Genomic DNA, 13466 nt, shown 5'->3' with positions numbered 1-13466 from the left:
ACGGCATATGGACGCGGTGGACAGGCAGCTCATCCAGGCCCTGCGGGAGAACGGCAGGGCCTCGTACGCGGAGCTCGGCAGGCTCGTCGGCCTCTCAGGGCCCAGCGTTACGGACCGGATCAACCGCCTGGAGGCGGCCGGTGTGATCACCGGCTATCGCGCGACCGTGGACGCGGCCTCCCTCGGCCTCGGCGTCACCGCCCTCATCGGCCTCCAGCTCTCCGACGCCGCCGACCACGAGGACGTGGCGCAGCGGCTGCGCGACCTCGCCGAGATCGAGGACTGCTGGTTCATCGCGGGCGACGACTCGTACATGCTCAAGGTGCGCGCCTCCAACGTGGACGGCCTGGAGCGCACCGTCCGCAGACTGTCCCTGACCAAGGGCGTCGCCCGGACGCGTTCCACGATCGTGTTGTCCACGAAGTGGGAGAACCGGGTCGGGGAACTTCCCGAGGACGCCGAGGCGTAGTCTCGGCGAAGGCCGACACCGGCACGACGACGTAGGGCCAGACGCATGGGAGGCGGCCGTCGCATGAGCGCACCGACACACGATGTGGGTTTCAAGCGGGAGTTGGAGCAGAAGGTGCTCGCGGGGGAGCGGCTCACCCGTGAGGACGGTCTCGCCCTGTACGAGTCCGACGACCTGGCCTGGCTGGGCGGACTCGCCCATGAGGTGCGCACCCGCAAGAACGGCGACGTCGTCCACTTCAACGTCAATCGTCATCTCAACATGACGAACGTGTGCACCGCGTCCTGCGCCTATTGCTCCTTCCAGCGCAAGCCGGGGGAGAAGGACGCGTACACGATGCGCATCGAGGAGGCCGTCCGCCTCGCCAAGGCGATGGAGAACGACAAGCTCACCGAGCTGCACATCGTCAACGGGCTGCACCCCACCCTGCCCTGGCGCTACTACCCGCGGTCGCTGAAGGCGCTCAAGGAGGCGCTGCCCGCCGAGGTGTCGCTGAAGGCGTTCACCGCCACCGAGATCCACCACTTCGAGAAGATCTCCGGCATGTCCGCGTCCGAGATCCTGGACGAGCTGATCGACGCCGGTCTGGAGTCGCTGACCGGCGGCGGCGCGGAGATCTTCGACTGGGAGGTCCGGCAGCACATCGTCGACCACGACACCCACTGGGAGGACTGGTCGCGCATCCACCGGCTGGCGCACGAGAAGGGCCTCAAGACCCCGTGCACCATGCTGTACGGGCACATCGAGGAGCCCCGGCACCGGGTGGACCACGTGCTGCGGCTGCGTGAGCTCCAGGACGAGACCGGCGGTTTCCAGGTCTTCATCCCGCTGCGCTACCAGCACGACTTCGTGGACATGCAGGACGGCAAGATCCGCAACCGGCTCCAGGCGCGCACCTCCATGGCGACCGGCGCGGAGGCGCTGAAGACCTTCGCGGTCTCCCGGCTGCTGTTCGACAACGTCCCGCACGTCAAGGTCTTCTGGGTGATGCACGGCGTGCAGACCGCGCAGCTCGCCCTCAACCACGGCGCGGACGACATGGACGGCTCGGTCGTCGAGTACAAGATCACGCACGACGCGGACAACTACGGCACGCCGAACAAGCTGACCCGCGACGACCTGCTCGACCTGATCCGCGACGCGGGCTTCCGGCCGGTGGAGCGCAACACCCGGTACGAGACCATCCGCGAGTACGAGGGCCCGGACCCGGCCCGGCGCGAGTCGCCGCAGCCGATGCGGGTGTGACCGTCTGAGGCCCGGTCCGGCGGGTACCCGGCGCGCATGAGCCCCGGTACGGCGCCCGAGGACGCCTACACCGCCGAGCCCTTCGTGCCCGGCGGCGCCGGCCTGGACGCGCTCCGGGAGGCGGCCGCCGGATGCCGCGGCTGCCCGCTGCACCGCGCGGCCAGTCAGACCGTGTTCGGCGCGGGCGCCCCGGACGCCCGTGTCGTCCTCGTCGGCGAGCAGCCCGGCGACCAGGAGGACCGGCAGGGCAAGCCGTTCGTCGGGCCCGCGGGCCGGGTGCTGACCCGGGCGCTGGACGAGGCCGGGGTGGACCCGGACGAGACGTACATCACCAACGCCGTCAAGCACTTCAAGTTCACGGTCGTCCCCGAGCGCGGCAAGCGGCGCATCCACAAGCCGCCCAGCCTGCGCGAGATGACCGCCTGCCGCCCCTGGCTGGCCGCCGAGGTGCACGTGATCGACCCCGAGGTGATCGTGGCACTGGGCGCGACCGCCGGAAAGGCCCTGCTGGGGCCGTCGTTCCGGGTGACCAAGCAGCGCGGGATGCTGCTGCCGTGCCCCGCGCTGGACGGCCACGAGATGCTCGCCACGATCCACCCGTCCGCCGTGCTGCGGGCCGACGACCGCGAGGCGGTCTACGAGGGCCTGGTGTCGGACCTCAAGGTCGTGGCGGAGGTCCTGCGCTGATCCGTACGGGGGCTCGGTATCGTCAGCGGCATGCCGCTGACGTTCGACCTCGACCCCGAGACCACCCCTGAGCTGCTCGACTCGATCCGCACGCTCTGGGCCGACGTCTCGAACGCGGGCGGCGCCGTCGGCTTCGTACCGCCGGTGACCACGGAGGACATACGGCCCGAGCTGATCAAGCACCTCACCGCGATGACCGAGGGGCGCACCCGGCTGCTCGTCGGCCGCGACGAGAGCGGCGCGGCGGCCGCGACCGCCTTCTTCACGCTCAACACCCACCGGCTGATGCGGCACTGGTGCTGGCTCTACAGCGTCATGGTCCACCCCTCCCACCAGGGCAAGGGATACGGCCGTGCCCTGATGGCCGCCGTGGAGGACGCCGCCCGCGGGATGGACGGCATCCAGGGGATACGGCTCACCTGCCGGGGCGGCACCGGGGTGGACCGGTTCTACGCGTCGTGCGGCTACAAGGAGGTCGGCCGGGTACCGGGGGCGATCAAGGTCGCGGACGACGACTTCCGCGACGACATCACCATGTGGCTGCCGCTGAATTGATCAGAAACCGGACGTGATTCACTGGGAGGGCAGGAACTTCCGGCAGAAAGAAGGACCCCGTCGTGTCACTCAAGTCGAGCGCCACGTTCCGCTACACCGGCATGCGCCTGGGGATCTTCGCCGGTTGCTTTCTGGTCATGTGGGCCCTGGTCTACTTCCGCGTGGTCCCCGCGGGCCTCGGCGCCTCCAACCTGTTCTGGGTCGTGCTGCTCGCACTGATCGTCTCCGCCCCGCTCAGCTTCGTCCTGCTGCGCAAGCAGCGCGAGGCCATGGCGGTGCAGGTCGCCGAGCGCGTGGACCGGGCCAAGGAGCGGCTGGCGGCGAGCCAGAGCCAGGAGGACGCCTCGTCCGCCGAGTCCAGCGCGCCCGCCGAGTCCACCGCGCCCGCCGCGTCCCCCGCGTCCGCGCAGGACGGTTCGCGCGCCGGCGCGTAACCCGGTGTAAGGCTCCTCACACTCCGCACACCTTTCCCAACGCCCTCCGGGCCAGCAGCCGCTGGCCCGGAGGGCGTTGAACTGTTTCCGGCCACTCCGTGCGCCCCGCGGCCGGTCCGAAAGGTCAAAGATTTTCTTTGGGTCCCCCAAAGCAGCAGTGTTAATGTGCTTGTCATGAAGACAGCAGCCGCGCCCTCTATCGCAGCGAGCGTTCCGCTCGTGGCGCGCCTGCACATCGATCTTTGCCGCTGCCGGTCCGCGGCCTGTCGCCGCCGCTGACCCCTTCGTCGTACAGCGGCCGGATCCCGTACGGACTCCTGGCTTCTTCTCGCCCTCTTACCTCCCCCGGAGTGTGTCCGTTGTCGTCCCTCCCCGAGACGTCCGACAAGACGTCGTCCTTCCGCCTGCCCAAGGTGCCGTTCTGGGCGCAGATCCTGCTGGGTCTCGTCCTCGGCGTGGTGCTCGGCTGGGTCGCCCGCAGCGGTGACGTCGGCTGGCTGGTCACCACGCTCGACAAGATCGGCTCGATCTTCGTCCAGCTGCTGAAGCTCGCCGTCGCCCCGCTGGTCTTCTTCGCGATCCTGATATCGATCACGAACCTGCGGAACGTCAGCAACGCAGCCCGGCTGGCCACCCGCACGCTGCTGTGGTTCATGGCCACCTCGCTCATCGCGGTCGCCATCGGCCTGGCCATCGGCCTGCTCACCAACCCGGGCGGGGGCACCGGCCTCACCCCGAAGGACGGCGCCAAGCCCGACGAGGCCGGGTCCTGGCTGGACTTCCTCACCGGCATCGTGCCGATGGACGTCATCACGCCGTTCACCAAGCTCAACGTCCTCCAGATCGTCTTCATGGCCGCCGTCGCGGGCGTCGCCGCCCTCCAGCTCGGTGAGAAGGCGCAGCCGATCCTCACCCTGAGCCAGTCGGTGCTGGAGCTGCTCCAGAAGGCCCTGTGGTGGGTCATCCGCCTCGCCCCGCTGGGCAGCCTGGGCCTCATCGGCTCCGCCATCGCCGAGTACGGCTGGAACCTCATCAGCAAATACGCGACCTTCACCGCCGACGTCTACATCGGCTGCGCGCTGGTGATGTTCGGCGTCTACCCGCTGCTGCTGGCGACCGTCGCCAAGGTCAACCCGCTGAGCTTCTTCAAGGGCGCCTGGCCCGCGATCCAGCTCGCCTTCGTCTCCCGCTCATCGGTCGGCACCATGCCGCTCACCCAGAAGGTCACCGAACGCCTGGGCGTGCCCAAGGAGTACGCGTCCTTCGCGGTGCCCTTCGGCTCGACCACCAAGATGGACGGCTGCGCCTCCATCTACCCGGCGCTCGCGGCGATCTTCATCGCCGAGATCTTCGACGTGCACCTCGGCATCGGTGACTACCTGCTGATCGCCTTCGTCTCGGTCATCGGCTCCGCCGCCACGGCGGGCCTCACGGGCGCGACGGTCATGCTCACCCTGACCCTCTCCACCCTCGGCCTCCCCCTGGAGGGCGTCGGCCTGCTGATGGCCATCGACCCGGTCCTGGACATGATGCGGACGGCCACCAACGTCGCCGGACAGGCCCTGGTGCCGGTCGTGGTCTCGGCCCGCGAGAAGATCCTCGACCACGACGCCTACACCCACGCCACCTCCTCGCCCCTGGACGACCGCGACGAGGCCGCCGCGCCGGAGCGCCAACTGGCCACCGTGTAGCCCCTTCGTATCGGCGCGGCCGCCGGTACGCCGCCCCGTACGCCGATACGTCTGTGCCCCCGGGACCTCATTGAGGCTCCGGGGGCACTTTTGTGATCAGAGTGTGCTGCATTGCTGTCAATTCCTTTCACGCTATGTGTTATTGAGTGTTACGGCGCTAATATGTGCTTCGTGTACATGCGGTCGTAACGGGGGGAACACGCATGCCTGACACCACAGCGGGGAAATCGCTGCGCTCCGCGCGCGACATGATCGAAAAGGCGCTCCGGGAGATGACGGACAAGGCCGTTCTCCCGAAACCGGGTGCCGAGCGGGGCGTTGTCGGCAAAATCGCGCTCCGTCACATCCTGAAGATGATCGATGTCGTGATCGCGGCGCTGGAGACCCCGCCGGAATCCGACTCGATCGTCGTGTACGGGATCCTCGCCGAGGAGTGCGAGCCCGTTCTGGGGCTGTCGGCGAGTGACGTATTCAGCGCGCTGGTCGAGATGTGCGGCGAGCCGCATGGATCGTCCATCCGGCCGGAACTGCCGCGGGCGAAGCAGGCGGTGATCGACACGCTCCGCAGGGAGCTCGTCGCGGTGACCGTCGAATACCGGGCCCGGCCCGGGGAGACGGGGGTGCGGGTCATCGAGATGCTGTACGGAGCCGATCGGCAGAAGGTGCGGCGCAAGCGCATCAAGCAGGAGATCGACTGGGGCGACATCCCCGAGGACGTGCGTGCGCGGATCATTCGTGACGGCGACGAGGGCGTCACCTTGAGCCTTCCGCTGGGGAGGGATTGATGGCCTTCTTCATTCCCCTGATCATCGCCGCGTTCGGGCTGGCCATGTGGAACCGGATCATGGTCTGGGCCCGGGAGCAGCTTTTCCCCTGGGTGGCGGAGCACCTTCCCTGGATGTCCGAAACGGTGAAGCTCGCCTTCACCGAGCTGGACAAGTACGCCACGGCGGTCCGCAGAAATGTGAAGGCGGCCTGGAAGCAGCTGCGGTCCTATCTCCTCGAGCAAGTCATCGAGTTCGAGAAGGGGATCGCCCCGAACACCTACGTCCGGCGCATGACCGCGCTGATGAAGAACCATCTGCGCAGTGACGCGCCGGTCAAGCGGATCGTGGTCGAGGAGGACGTCGCCTGGGACGACCTTCCCGAGAAATACCGTCAGTCGCTGGTGGCGGGCGACGGGGGCAGTTATCGCATGGACGTGACCAGGATGCGCGACCAGGAACTCGAAGAATGAGCCGCAGAGAAAGAAGCGGGCACATGTCGCTGTGGTGGTGGACGGGCGTCGGTGTAGTGGTGGTGGCGGCGGCCCTGGTCGCGTCGCGGCGATGGCCGCGGCCCGCCGTGCGCGCGGGGGGCGGCCGTCTCACCGCGGTCGTGCTGGATGCCCTGGCTGAGGACTGGGCGGCGCGCATGGACACGCGCCCCGATGACATCCGGGCCGCCGTTCTCGGCTCCGGAGCCGCCGAGCTGCGCGCCCGGCTCCGATCGGAAGTGCGGGAGGTGGAGGTCGTGTTCATCAGGCCCGCGACCGGGCGGTCGGACGCGCACACCGTCGTCCGCTGCGTCTTCGGAAATCCCGAAAGCGCTCTGGTGACCGAGACCGTCACCGGCTGGGACGACATTCCCGACGGCGTCCGCGCGGAGTTCATCCGCCAGGAAATCGACGAGGTCAGCCGCCACTGGTCCGTGGCGAGCTGACACCACTGATACGGGGGCAGTGAATGGACGAGGGACGCAACACCGTGCCGCGGCGCTGGACGTTCACCACATCCGGCGCCGCGACGGCCGGATCGGCGACCGCGACCACAACCGAGACCGCCACGGCGACCGCGACCGAGCGCGACGGGGGATCTCCGGAGGCGGGATCTGCGGAGGCGGTCGACTTCCGGGTGGAGCAGCCCACCCGGACCTTCGGCGATCTCGTTCTCGCGGAGGTGGTCCGCAGACGCGTCGACACCGCGCTGAACGTGGTCGCGCACCGCGACGTGCTGTTCAAGGAATGGAACCTGGCGTCGATTTCCCCGCACCGCGGCGGTGCGGTGGTGAGCCTGTACGGACCGCCCGGCACGGGTAAGTCCGCGTGCGCGGAGGCCATCGCCCACCGGCTCGGCCGTCCGTATCTCCGGGTGAGCTACGCCCAGATCGAATCCCGGTACGTCGGGGAGACGCCGAAGAACATCGTGCGCTGTTTCGCCGAGGCCCGTCGGCACGATGCCGTGCTCATCTTCGACGAGGCGGATTCCATTCTCGGCCGCCGCCTGAGCCGGGTCACCCAGAGCGCCGACCACAGCGTCAATGTGTCCCGCTCGGTGATGCTCACCGAACTGGACCATTTCGACGGCGTCGTCGTCTTCACGACCAACTTCCCGGAAAACTACGACGTGGCGTTCGTCCGGCGGATCCTGGCGCATATCCGGCTGGAACTCCCCGACCTCGCCGCGCGGCGCGATCTGTGGACGAAACTCCTCCCGAAGGAACTTCCGCTGCACCCCGAGGTCACCGCCGACATCCTGGCGGCCGAATCCGAGGGCATGGCCGGTGGCGACATCGTCAATGTCGTCATGGCCGCCGCGGCGGCGGCCGTGGCCCGTCGCGGAGAGCGGCGCGTGGTCGAACTCGCCGATCTCCGCGACGAACTGGCCGCCACGGCGCGGGCGCGGCGGGAGGTCGGGAACCCGCCCTCGTCGCCGCGCCTGGTGGCCTGGGAGGACGTGCCCGGGGCCGGGGCGGAGGCGGGCGTGGGTGCGGGGGTGGGGTCAGGGCCGGGCGAGGGCGGCGGTCAGAAGGGGTAGCGCACGGCCCAGTTCGCGCTCCCAGTACGGCCAGGTATGGGTGCCGGGGCCGTAGAGACGGGCGGTGAGGGCCAGCCCATGGGCCCGGGCGCGGCGTACGTAGTCCTCGGCCATCAGCCCCAGGCCCCGTTCGAGGGTGTCGACGGGGCTGCCCGCGGGGTCCAGAGGGCCGGGGGTGCCGTCGCCGCAGGAGACGTACACCGGGTAGCCGCGGGGGAGCCGGGTGAGCTGGGTGTACGGGTCGTGGGCCGCCCAGATCGCGGACTGGGCCGCGGGATCGCCCCACAGGGCGGTGGGGTCGGCGCCGTACCGCTTCACGATGCCCTGGACTCCGCTGGGGTCCCGCAGGGGGTGGACGACACCGCTGAACGACGCGGCCGCGCGGAAGAGCCGGGGGTGGCGGGCCGCGTACGACAGGGCGCCGAAGCCGCCCATCGACAAGCCCGCGACCGCCCGGCGGCCGTTGCCGCGCAGCGTGCGCTCCAGCAGCGGGCGCAGCTCGCCGAGGTGGAAGGTCTCCCAGGCGGGCGGGCCGTAGGCGCCGTCGTTCCACCAGTTCGAGTAGAAGCCGGAGGGGCCGCCCTCCGGGGACACCACCAGGGCGGGGAGGGACGCGGTCAGCCCCTCGACGTCGGTGTTGAGGGTCCATGCCTCCCAGCCGGGCCCGGGGTCGCAGCAGCCGTGCAGGAGGTACAGGATCGGCCAGCGGTGGTGCGGCTTGCGGTCGTAGTCGCGGGGCAGCAGGACCCGGGCGTGGCCGTCGCGGGCGAGGGCGGGGGAGTGGATCGTCAGGTCGAGGACGCGTTCGCTGACGCGGTCGGCGGCGGTGATGCGCGCGCGGTCGGCGGCGGTGCCGCGGGCGAGGCCGGCGGGCCGGGGCCGGGAGCGGGCCTCGGCGGGGGTGGGGAGCAGGGGCGCGGCGGCCAGTGCGGCGAGTGCGGCGGCGGCGCGGCGGCGGGAGGGCATCGTCCGTATCTCCTTCGCTCGGTGCGTGCGAGCTGAACGGTGGAGCTGAACGGGGCGTTGCACGTGCGCTGTTGACACTGTGAAGGGAGCCGCGAGCCGTGACAAGAGTGAGGTGCCGACCACGTGATCTTCGTCCCGGTCCGCCGTAGGCTGGTGGGCGTAAGAGTGTGCGGGGGCACTGTCGTAAGGGGGCGGGGCGCGTGGGCGGGGCGACGAGGAGCAAGCGCGTACCGCGGGTGGTGCGGGAGCAGCAGATGCTGGACGCGGCGGTGCGGGCCTTCGCGCGGCGCGGCTACCAGAACGCCTCGATGGACGACATCGCCGAGCTGGCCGGGGTGTCCAAACCGCTGGTCTATCTGTACCTCAACTCCAAGGAAGAGCTGTTCGCGGCGTGCGTCCGGCGGGAGGCGGCGTCGCTGGTGGCGGCGGTGCGGGGCGCGGTCGAGCGGGGCGCGCCCCCGGATCGCCAGCTGTGGAGCGGGCTGAGCGGCTTCTTCGCGCACACCGCCCGGCACCCCGACGGATGGGCGCTGCTGCACGTTCAGGCGCGCACGCACGGACACCCATACGCGCGCGAAGTGGCCGCGATGCGGACGGAGATCGTGGCGTTCGTGACCCAGCTGATCGCGGCGGCGGCGCGGAAGGGCGCGCCGTCACCGGAGCGGCGGATGGCGGCCGCCGAGGTGTCCGGGCTCGCGCACGCGCTGGTCGGGGCGGCCGAGTCGCTGGCGGACTGGGCGGGCGACGGCACGGAGCCGGACGGCCCCTCGGCCCAGGAGGCGGCGGCCACCCTGATGAACTTCGCCTGGGCGGGGCTCGGGAACCTGCTGTGCGGACAGGGCTGGTCGCCCGCGCGATAGGTCCTACGGGTCCGGCGGGGCGGGTCAGCCGAGCCGGGCCCGTGCGTACAGCTCCGCCGGGTCCGCCGCGCGGGACACCGCCGAGGGGTGCACGTCCCGCTGGGACACCGGATGGCTGACGCCCTCCCGCCATTCCGCGGACGGGTCCGTTCCGCTGTCCGAGCCCGCCTTGTCCGGCGCCAGCTCCAGCGGCAGGAAGTTGGACGGGGCGGTGTGCCAGCCGTCCGGTGCCACCCGCGTGGCCAGCAGATACGTCCGCCCGGGCAGCAGCGACGGGGCCTCGCCCACCACGACCCGTTGCCGCCGCAGCGGGTCGTCGCCGCCCTCCTGGGCGACCCGTACGCTCCCGGACACCTTCCCCTTGAGGGCGGACTGGACCTCGACCCGGTACGTCGTCCACAGCAGCCGGTCGCCGTCGGTGCGCCGCACCCCCTCGCGGGCGGTGACCTTGCCGATGAAGACGTCATCGGCCCAGCCCGCGGCGAGCCCGGGCGTGTCCAGCCGGACCGCGTAGCTGGGGTGGTAGTGCGTACTGCCGTAGGGGACCTCGAACCAGGCCAGCGAGCAACCGCCCGCCGCCACCAGGGCCGTGGCCAGCGCGATCGTTCCGGTGCGGGGGTTCATGAGCCCCACACGGCCCGGTACGCGGCGATGTCGGCGGACGCCGGGGCGAAGGCGGTGCGGGTGTCGTTGCAGTACATGACGGCGCCGGGGGAGGAGCGGTGGCCCAGCCGGAGGGCGTGCCCCAGCTCGTGGGTGACGACGCCGCGCTTCACGTCGGCCGGGTACGAGGCGAGGAAGTGGGCGTTGAGGACGATGTCGTCGGAGCCCAGATCGTGCGATTCCCACAGCCCCGACCAGCCGATGTCGGCGCGGTCGACATCGGTCGCGTCGACGTCCGCGTAGGCCGTGCCGGTGTGCGGCTTGATGTCGACCTTGCCCAGGGCGTTCCAGTCCTCCCGGGCCCGTGCCCACTCCGCGGTGTACTTGGTGTGCAGGGTGTACGTCAGCTCCGAACCGTCCACCGACCCGGCCGTGTTCGGATCGTCCGGGCAGTCGGCGGCGACGGCCGGTGACGCGGGCAGCCCCGCGCACAGCCCGGCGGTCAGGGACGCGCTCACCGCGATGCGTATACACCGCCGGGCGAAACGGGCGCCATTACATCGACCCACGTCCGCAAACCCCTCGTTCGTGTGAGGCCCGAGAGCTTCAACGTACGAGGGGCCGCGGGGCGCCGCATGCGCACAGGGCCTCCCGGGGGAACCGGAGGCCGTGGCTCACTCAGGTGCCGCAGTTACCGGCGGCCGGTTCGTCGGCCAGCCGCGCGCCGAGCCAGGCCATGGCGGCCGGGACCCCGGTGACCGCGGTCGTCACATGGTCGGTCGGATAGCTCTTCCACTCCACCGGCGCCCCCTTCTCGCACCACCGGGCGCGCAGGTCCGCGCCGACCTGGTACGGGATCAGCTCGTCCACCGTGCCCTGGTAGAGGTAGACCGGATGGTCGGGGGCGTGGTCGCCCAGATAGGAGGCGCGCAGCGCGACCTGCCAGAGCGGCGAGGCCAGCGGATCCTTGACGGTCACGTCCGACAGGTTCTGGAAGAGCCCGGCGATGGTGCTGATCGAGACGCAGTTGTTCCGCATGAAGGCGACGTCGTCCTTGCCCTTCTCGTTGAGGTAGGAGTCGAGCGCCAGTTCGGGGAAGGCGGCGTCCTGCCCGGCGAGCGCCATCAGGGCGAGCCCGGCGCCCACACCGCCGTCGTTGTACTCGAGGGTGGCGGGCAGATCGGCGGGGACGCCCCCGGCGACCGTGCCCTTCACCCGCAGCTCGGGCGCGTACGAGGCGCGCAGCTGGGCGGCCCAGCCCGCCGCCTGGCCGCCCTGCGAGTACCCCATGATCCCGACCGGGCCGTCCGGCGAGAGGCCCGCCTCGGGGAGCCGCTGCGCGGCGCGCGCCGCGTCCAGCAGCGCGTGTCCCTCGGACCGGCCGACGGTGTAGGTGTGGTCGCCGGGGGTGCCCAGGCCCTCGTAGTCGCTGACGGCGACGGCCCAGCCGCGGCGCAGCGCGAGGTCGATCAGCTGGCCCTCGGAGCTGGTGCCCTGCGGGAAGCGGCCGGAGGCCGCACAGCCGTCGGCGAGGCCGACGGCGCCCATGCCCCAGGTGACCAGCGGACGGGGGCCGGTCTTGCCGTCGTCGGGGACGATGACGGTGCCGGAGACGGTGTTGGCGGTGCCCCGGGCGGTGGTCGAGCGATAGGTGATGTGCCAGGAGCGGGTGGTGACCGGCGCGCCGGGCACGGTGCGGAACGAGGTCGGGGACTTGGTGACGATGTCACCCGGCTTGCCCTGGGTGGTGGCGGTCCGGGGGGTGTCGGTCGTGGCCATGGCCGCTGGTGCTGTGGACAGCGCGGCGGGCAGGGCCAGGGCGGCGAGGGCGGCGAGCACGGTGGTGCGGGTGCGCATACGGCTCTCCCATGGGTGCGATGGTGCTGCGGTGCTGTGTGGGGGACCGTAGAGACGTGTGGTTTGTCTGTTGCTGACCGGAGCGCTCAGATTTGCTGGCCTCATGTCTCAGGGCATGTCTCACCGGGCGCGTTTCACCCGCGCGTCATCCGGTCGTGCGGCCGTACGCCAGCCGGTACGCGCCCGGTGTCATCCCCGTCCAGCGCCGGAACGCCCGGTGGAACGCGGTGGCTTCGGAGAAGCCCAGCCGCACCGCCAGCTCCTCGATCGGTTCGCCGGTCTCGCGCAGGCTGCCGATCGCCGCGTCCCGCCGCACCTGGTCCTTGAGTCGCTGGAACGAGGTGTCCTCCTCGTCCAGCCGTCGGCGCAGCGTCGCCGGGCTGACCGCGAGCCGGGCCGCGACCTCCCGCAGCTCCGGCAGCCGACCGGCGGGCCGTCGTCCGGCGCTGCGGACGCCTGGCCCGCCGCCGGTCCGCGGCCCGCCCGTCCGCAAGCCCCCGGCGAGCACGTGGCGCACCTGCTGGGCGACGGTCGTGCCGTACTCGGGGCGGCCGAGCAGCCCGTCGGGTGCGCGGCGCAACAGCGCCTGGAGGGACGCCTCGTCCTGGATCACGGGCGCGGACAGCCAGTGGGGGTCGAATCCGGCCGCCGTGCGGTCCCCTCCGAAGTACGGGGTGCAGTCGAACAATTGCTCGTACTCGTCGGCGTGCGGGGGCGCGGGGTGGGCGAACTGGGTCCACAGCAGCGGGATCCGGCGTCCGATCAGCCAGCCCGCGAGCCGGTGCCAGATGAGCATCAGCCATTCGGCGACGATCTGGCTCTCGTGGCGGGTGCGTAACTGCCCGCGGAGGCCGAACACCGCCTCCTGGCCCTCGCCGTGCTCCAGCGCCAGGTTCGGCCCGCCGGGGAAGAGCCGGTAGAAGCGGGCGCCGCGCTCCAGGGCGGTGCCGAGGTCGGGGCAGCCGAGCGAGGCGTAGCACATCATGGCGAACGTGCCGGGCCGGCTGCGCGCGGAGCCGAGCCCCAGGAACTCGTCCCCCGTGGCCCGGTGCAGGGCGCGCACCAGCCGGGCGAACTGCTCGGGGGAGAAGCGCGCACGGTCGTCGCCGAGCAGCAGCGGCGGTATCCGGGCCCGCTGGAGCAGTGGCGCGGTGTCGACGCCGAGCCGCTGCGCGCCGTGCACCGCGGCCCGTACGTGGTGCACCGTGACCGTTCGCCGCCCCCGACCCTTGGTCCGCCCCATGATTGAAACGTTAACCCGATCAGGCGGGCGGTGTCGACGGTGTGTCGTCGCCATCTTACGG

Annotated in this window: 16 protein-coding genes; 11 read left to right on the top strand and 5 right to left on the bottom strand. The window is 71.1% G+C overall.

The features are described from left to right. Positions 1-7 precede the first annotated feature (7 nt). The 10 genes from LCH29_RS31265 to LCH29_RS31220 all read left to right on the top strand — a co-directional run bounded on the left by LCH29_RS31265 (position 8) and on the right by LCH29_RS31220 (position 7876). On the top strand, positions 8-469 hold the full coding sequence (locus tag LCH29_RS31265; RefSeq protein ID WP_039938108.1) for an Lrp/AsnC family transcriptional regulator: 462 nt from the start codon (positions 8-10) through the stop codon (positions 467-469). A gap of 63 nt (positions 470-532) precedes the next feature. Further along, positions 533-1714 (top strand): aminofutalosine synthase MqnE, encoded by a 1182-nt coding sequence (mqnE, locus tag LCH29_RS31260; RefSeq protein ID WP_446465052.1) that lies wholly within the window; start codon positions 533-535, stop codon positions 1712-1714. Positions 1715-1750: 36 nt separating this feature from the next. Next, positions 1751-2401, top strand: coding sequence for a UdgX family uracil-DNA binding protein (locus tag LCH29_RS31255; protein WP_446465051.1), 651 nt, complete (start codon positions 1751-1753; stop codon positions 2399-2401). A 30-nt stretch (positions 2402-2431) separates the two neighbouring features. Beyond that, positions 2432-2956 (top strand): N-acetyltransferase family protein, encoded by a 525-nt coding sequence (locus LCH29_RS31250; RefSeq protein WP_446465050.1) that lies wholly within the window; start codon positions 2432-2434, stop codon positions 2954-2956. 62 nt (positions 2957-3018) lie between these two features. Further along, the gene (locus LCH29_RS31245) at positions 3019-3390 is read left to right on the top strand and encodes a DUF4229 domain-containing protein (protein WP_446465049.1); all 372 of its coding nucleotides are present in this window, start codon (positions 3019-3021) and stop codon (positions 3388-3390) included. Positions 3391-3740: 350 nt separating this feature from the next. Beyond that, entirely contained in the window at positions 3741-5081 is a 1341-nt protein-coding gene (locus LCH29_RS31240; RefSeq protein ID WP_446465048.1) for a dicarboxylate/amino acid:cation symporter, read from the top strand. Between the two features lie 203 nt (positions 5082-5284). Continuing rightward, complete coding sequence (locus LCH29_RS31235) at positions 5285-5866, top strand: hypothetical protein (RefSeq protein ID WP_446465047.1); 582 nt, start codon at positions 5285-5287, stop codon at positions 5864-5866. Beyond that, positions 5866-6318, top strand: a complete 453-nt coding sequence (locus LCH29_RS31230; RefSeq protein WP_446465046.1) for a hypothetical protein — start codon at positions 5866-5868, stop codon at positions 6316-6318. The genes LCH29_RS31235 and LCH29_RS31230 overlap by 1 nt, the downstream gene beginning before the upstream one ends. A gap of 23 nt (positions 6319-6341) precedes the next feature. Then, the gene (locus LCH29_RS31225; protein ID WP_446465045.1) at positions 6342-6782 is read left to right on the top strand and encodes a hypothetical protein; all 441 of its coding nucleotides are present in this window, start codon (positions 6342-6344) and stop codon (positions 6780-6782) included. A gap of 23 nt (positions 6783-6805) precedes the next feature. Further along, positions 6806-7876, top strand: a complete 1071-nt coding sequence (locus LCH29_RS31220) for an ATP-binding protein (protein WP_446465044.1) — start codon at positions 6806-6808, stop codon at positions 7874-7876. On the opposite strand, the gene LCH29_RS31215 is transcribed toward LCH29_RS31220, so the two are convergent. Beyond that, the gene (locus LCH29_RS31215) at positions 7841-8842 is read right to left on the bottom strand and encodes an alpha/beta hydrolase (protein ID WP_446465043.1); all 1002 of its coding nucleotides are present in this window, start codon (positions 8840-8842) and stop codon (positions 7841-7843) included. The two genes, LCH29_RS31220 and LCH29_RS31215, sit on opposite strands and share 36 nt — an antisense overlap. 254 nt (positions 8843-9096) lie before the next feature. Between LCH29_RS31215 and LCH29_RS31210 the strand changes: the two genes are divergently transcribed. Then, positions 9097-9702 (top strand): TetR/AcrR family transcriptional regulator, encoded by a 606-nt coding sequence (locus tag LCH29_RS31210; protein ID WP_446465073.1) that lies wholly within the window; start codon positions 9097-9099, stop codon positions 9700-9702. A 24-nt stretch (positions 9703-9726) separates the two neighbouring features. On the opposite strand, the gene LCH29_RS31205 is transcribed toward LCH29_RS31210, so the two are convergent. The 4 genes from LCH29_RS31205 to LCH29_RS31190 form a co-directional block, all read right to left on the bottom strand. Then, positions 9727-10326, bottom strand: a complete 600-nt coding sequence (locus LCH29_RS31205; protein WP_446465042.1) for a hypothetical protein — start codon at positions 10324-10326, stop codon at positions 9727-9729. Then, a complete protein-coding gene (locus tag LCH29_RS31200; protein WP_446465041.1) occupies positions 10323-10823 on the bottom strand; it encodes a matrixin family metalloprotease in 501 nt (166 codons plus the stop codon). Before LCH29_RS31200 ends, LCH29_RS31205 begins: the two co-directional genes overlap by 4 nt. A gap of 160 nt (positions 10824-10983) precedes the next feature. Continuing rightward, positions 10984-12162: a lipase family protein gene (locus LCH29_RS31195; protein WP_446465040.1), complete on the bottom strand. Its 1179-nt coding sequence runs from the start codon at positions 12160-12162 to the stop codon at positions 10984-10986. 145 nt (positions 12163-12307) lie between these two features. Further along, positions 12308-13405: an AraC family transcriptional regulator gene (locus LCH29_RS31190; protein ID WP_446465039.1), complete on the bottom strand. Its 1098-nt coding sequence runs from the start codon at positions 13403-13405 to the stop codon at positions 12308-12310. Between the last annotated feature and the right edge of the window lie 61 nt (positions 13406-13466).

Source organism: Streptomyces sp. BRA346 (assembly GCF_052851135.1).
The sequence above is the reverse complement of the archived record's forward strand: the minus strand, read 5'-3'. Positions and strand labels throughout refer to the sequence as shown.

What these genes read in the sequence shown, in the direction of transcription:
- LCH29_RS31265 (WP_039938108.1), top strand. Translation starts at nt 8, where the DNA reads ATGGACGCGGTGGACAGGCAGCTCATCCAGGCCCTGCGGGAGAACGGC.
- LCH29_RS31215 (WP_446465043.1), bottom strand. Translation starts at nt 8,842, where the DNA reads ATGCCCTCCCGCCGCCGCGCCGCCGCCGCACTCGCCGCACTGGCCGCC.
- LCH29_RS31235 (WP_446465047.1), top strand. Translation starts at nt 5,285, where the DNA reads ATGCCTGACACCACAGCGGGGAAATCGCTGCGCTCCGCGCGCGACATG.
- LCH29_RS31255 (WP_446465051.1), top strand. Translation starts at nt 1,751, where the DNA reads ATGAGCCCCGGTACGGCGCCCGAGGACGCCTACACCGCCGAGCCCTTC.
- LCH29_RS31205 (WP_446465042.1), bottom strand. Translation starts at nt 10,326, where the DNA reads ATGAACCCCCGCACCGGAACGATCGCGCTGGCCACGGCCCTGGTGGCG.
- LCH29_RS31220 (WP_446465044.1), top strand. Translation starts at nt 6,806, where the DNA reads ATGGACGAGGGACGCAACACCGTGCCGCGGCGCTGGACGTTCACCACA.
- LCH29_RS31210 (WP_446465073.1), top strand. Translation starts at nt 9,097, where the DNA reads ATGCTGGACGCGGCGGTGCGGGCCTTCGCGCGGCGCGGCTACCAGAAC.
- LCH29_RS31225 (WP_446465045.1), top strand. Translation starts at nt 6,342, where the DNA reads ATGTCGCTGTGGTGGTGGACGGGCGTCGGTGTAGTGGTGGTGGCGGCG.
- LCH29_RS31190 (WP_446465039.1), bottom strand. Translation starts at nt 13,405, where the DNA reads ATGGGGCGGACCAAGGGTCGGGGGCGGCGAACGGTCACGGTGCACCAC.
- LCH29_RS31250 (WP_446465050.1), top strand. Translation starts at nt 2,432, where the DNA reads ATGCCGCTGACGTTCGACCTCGACCCCGAGACCACCCCTGAGCTGCTC.
- LCH29_RS31230 (WP_446465046.1), top strand. Translation starts at nt 5,866, where the DNA reads ATGGCCTTCTTCATTCCCCTGATCATCGCCGCGTTCGGGCTGGCCATG.
- mqnE (WP_446465052.1), top strand. Translation starts at nt 533, where the DNA reads ATGAGCGCACCGACACACGATGTGGGTTTCAAGCGGGAGTTGGAGCAG.
- LCH29_RS31195 (WP_446465040.1), bottom strand. Translation starts at nt 12,162, where the DNA reads ATGCGCACCCGCACCACCGTGCTCGCCGCCCTCGCCGCCCTGGCCCTG.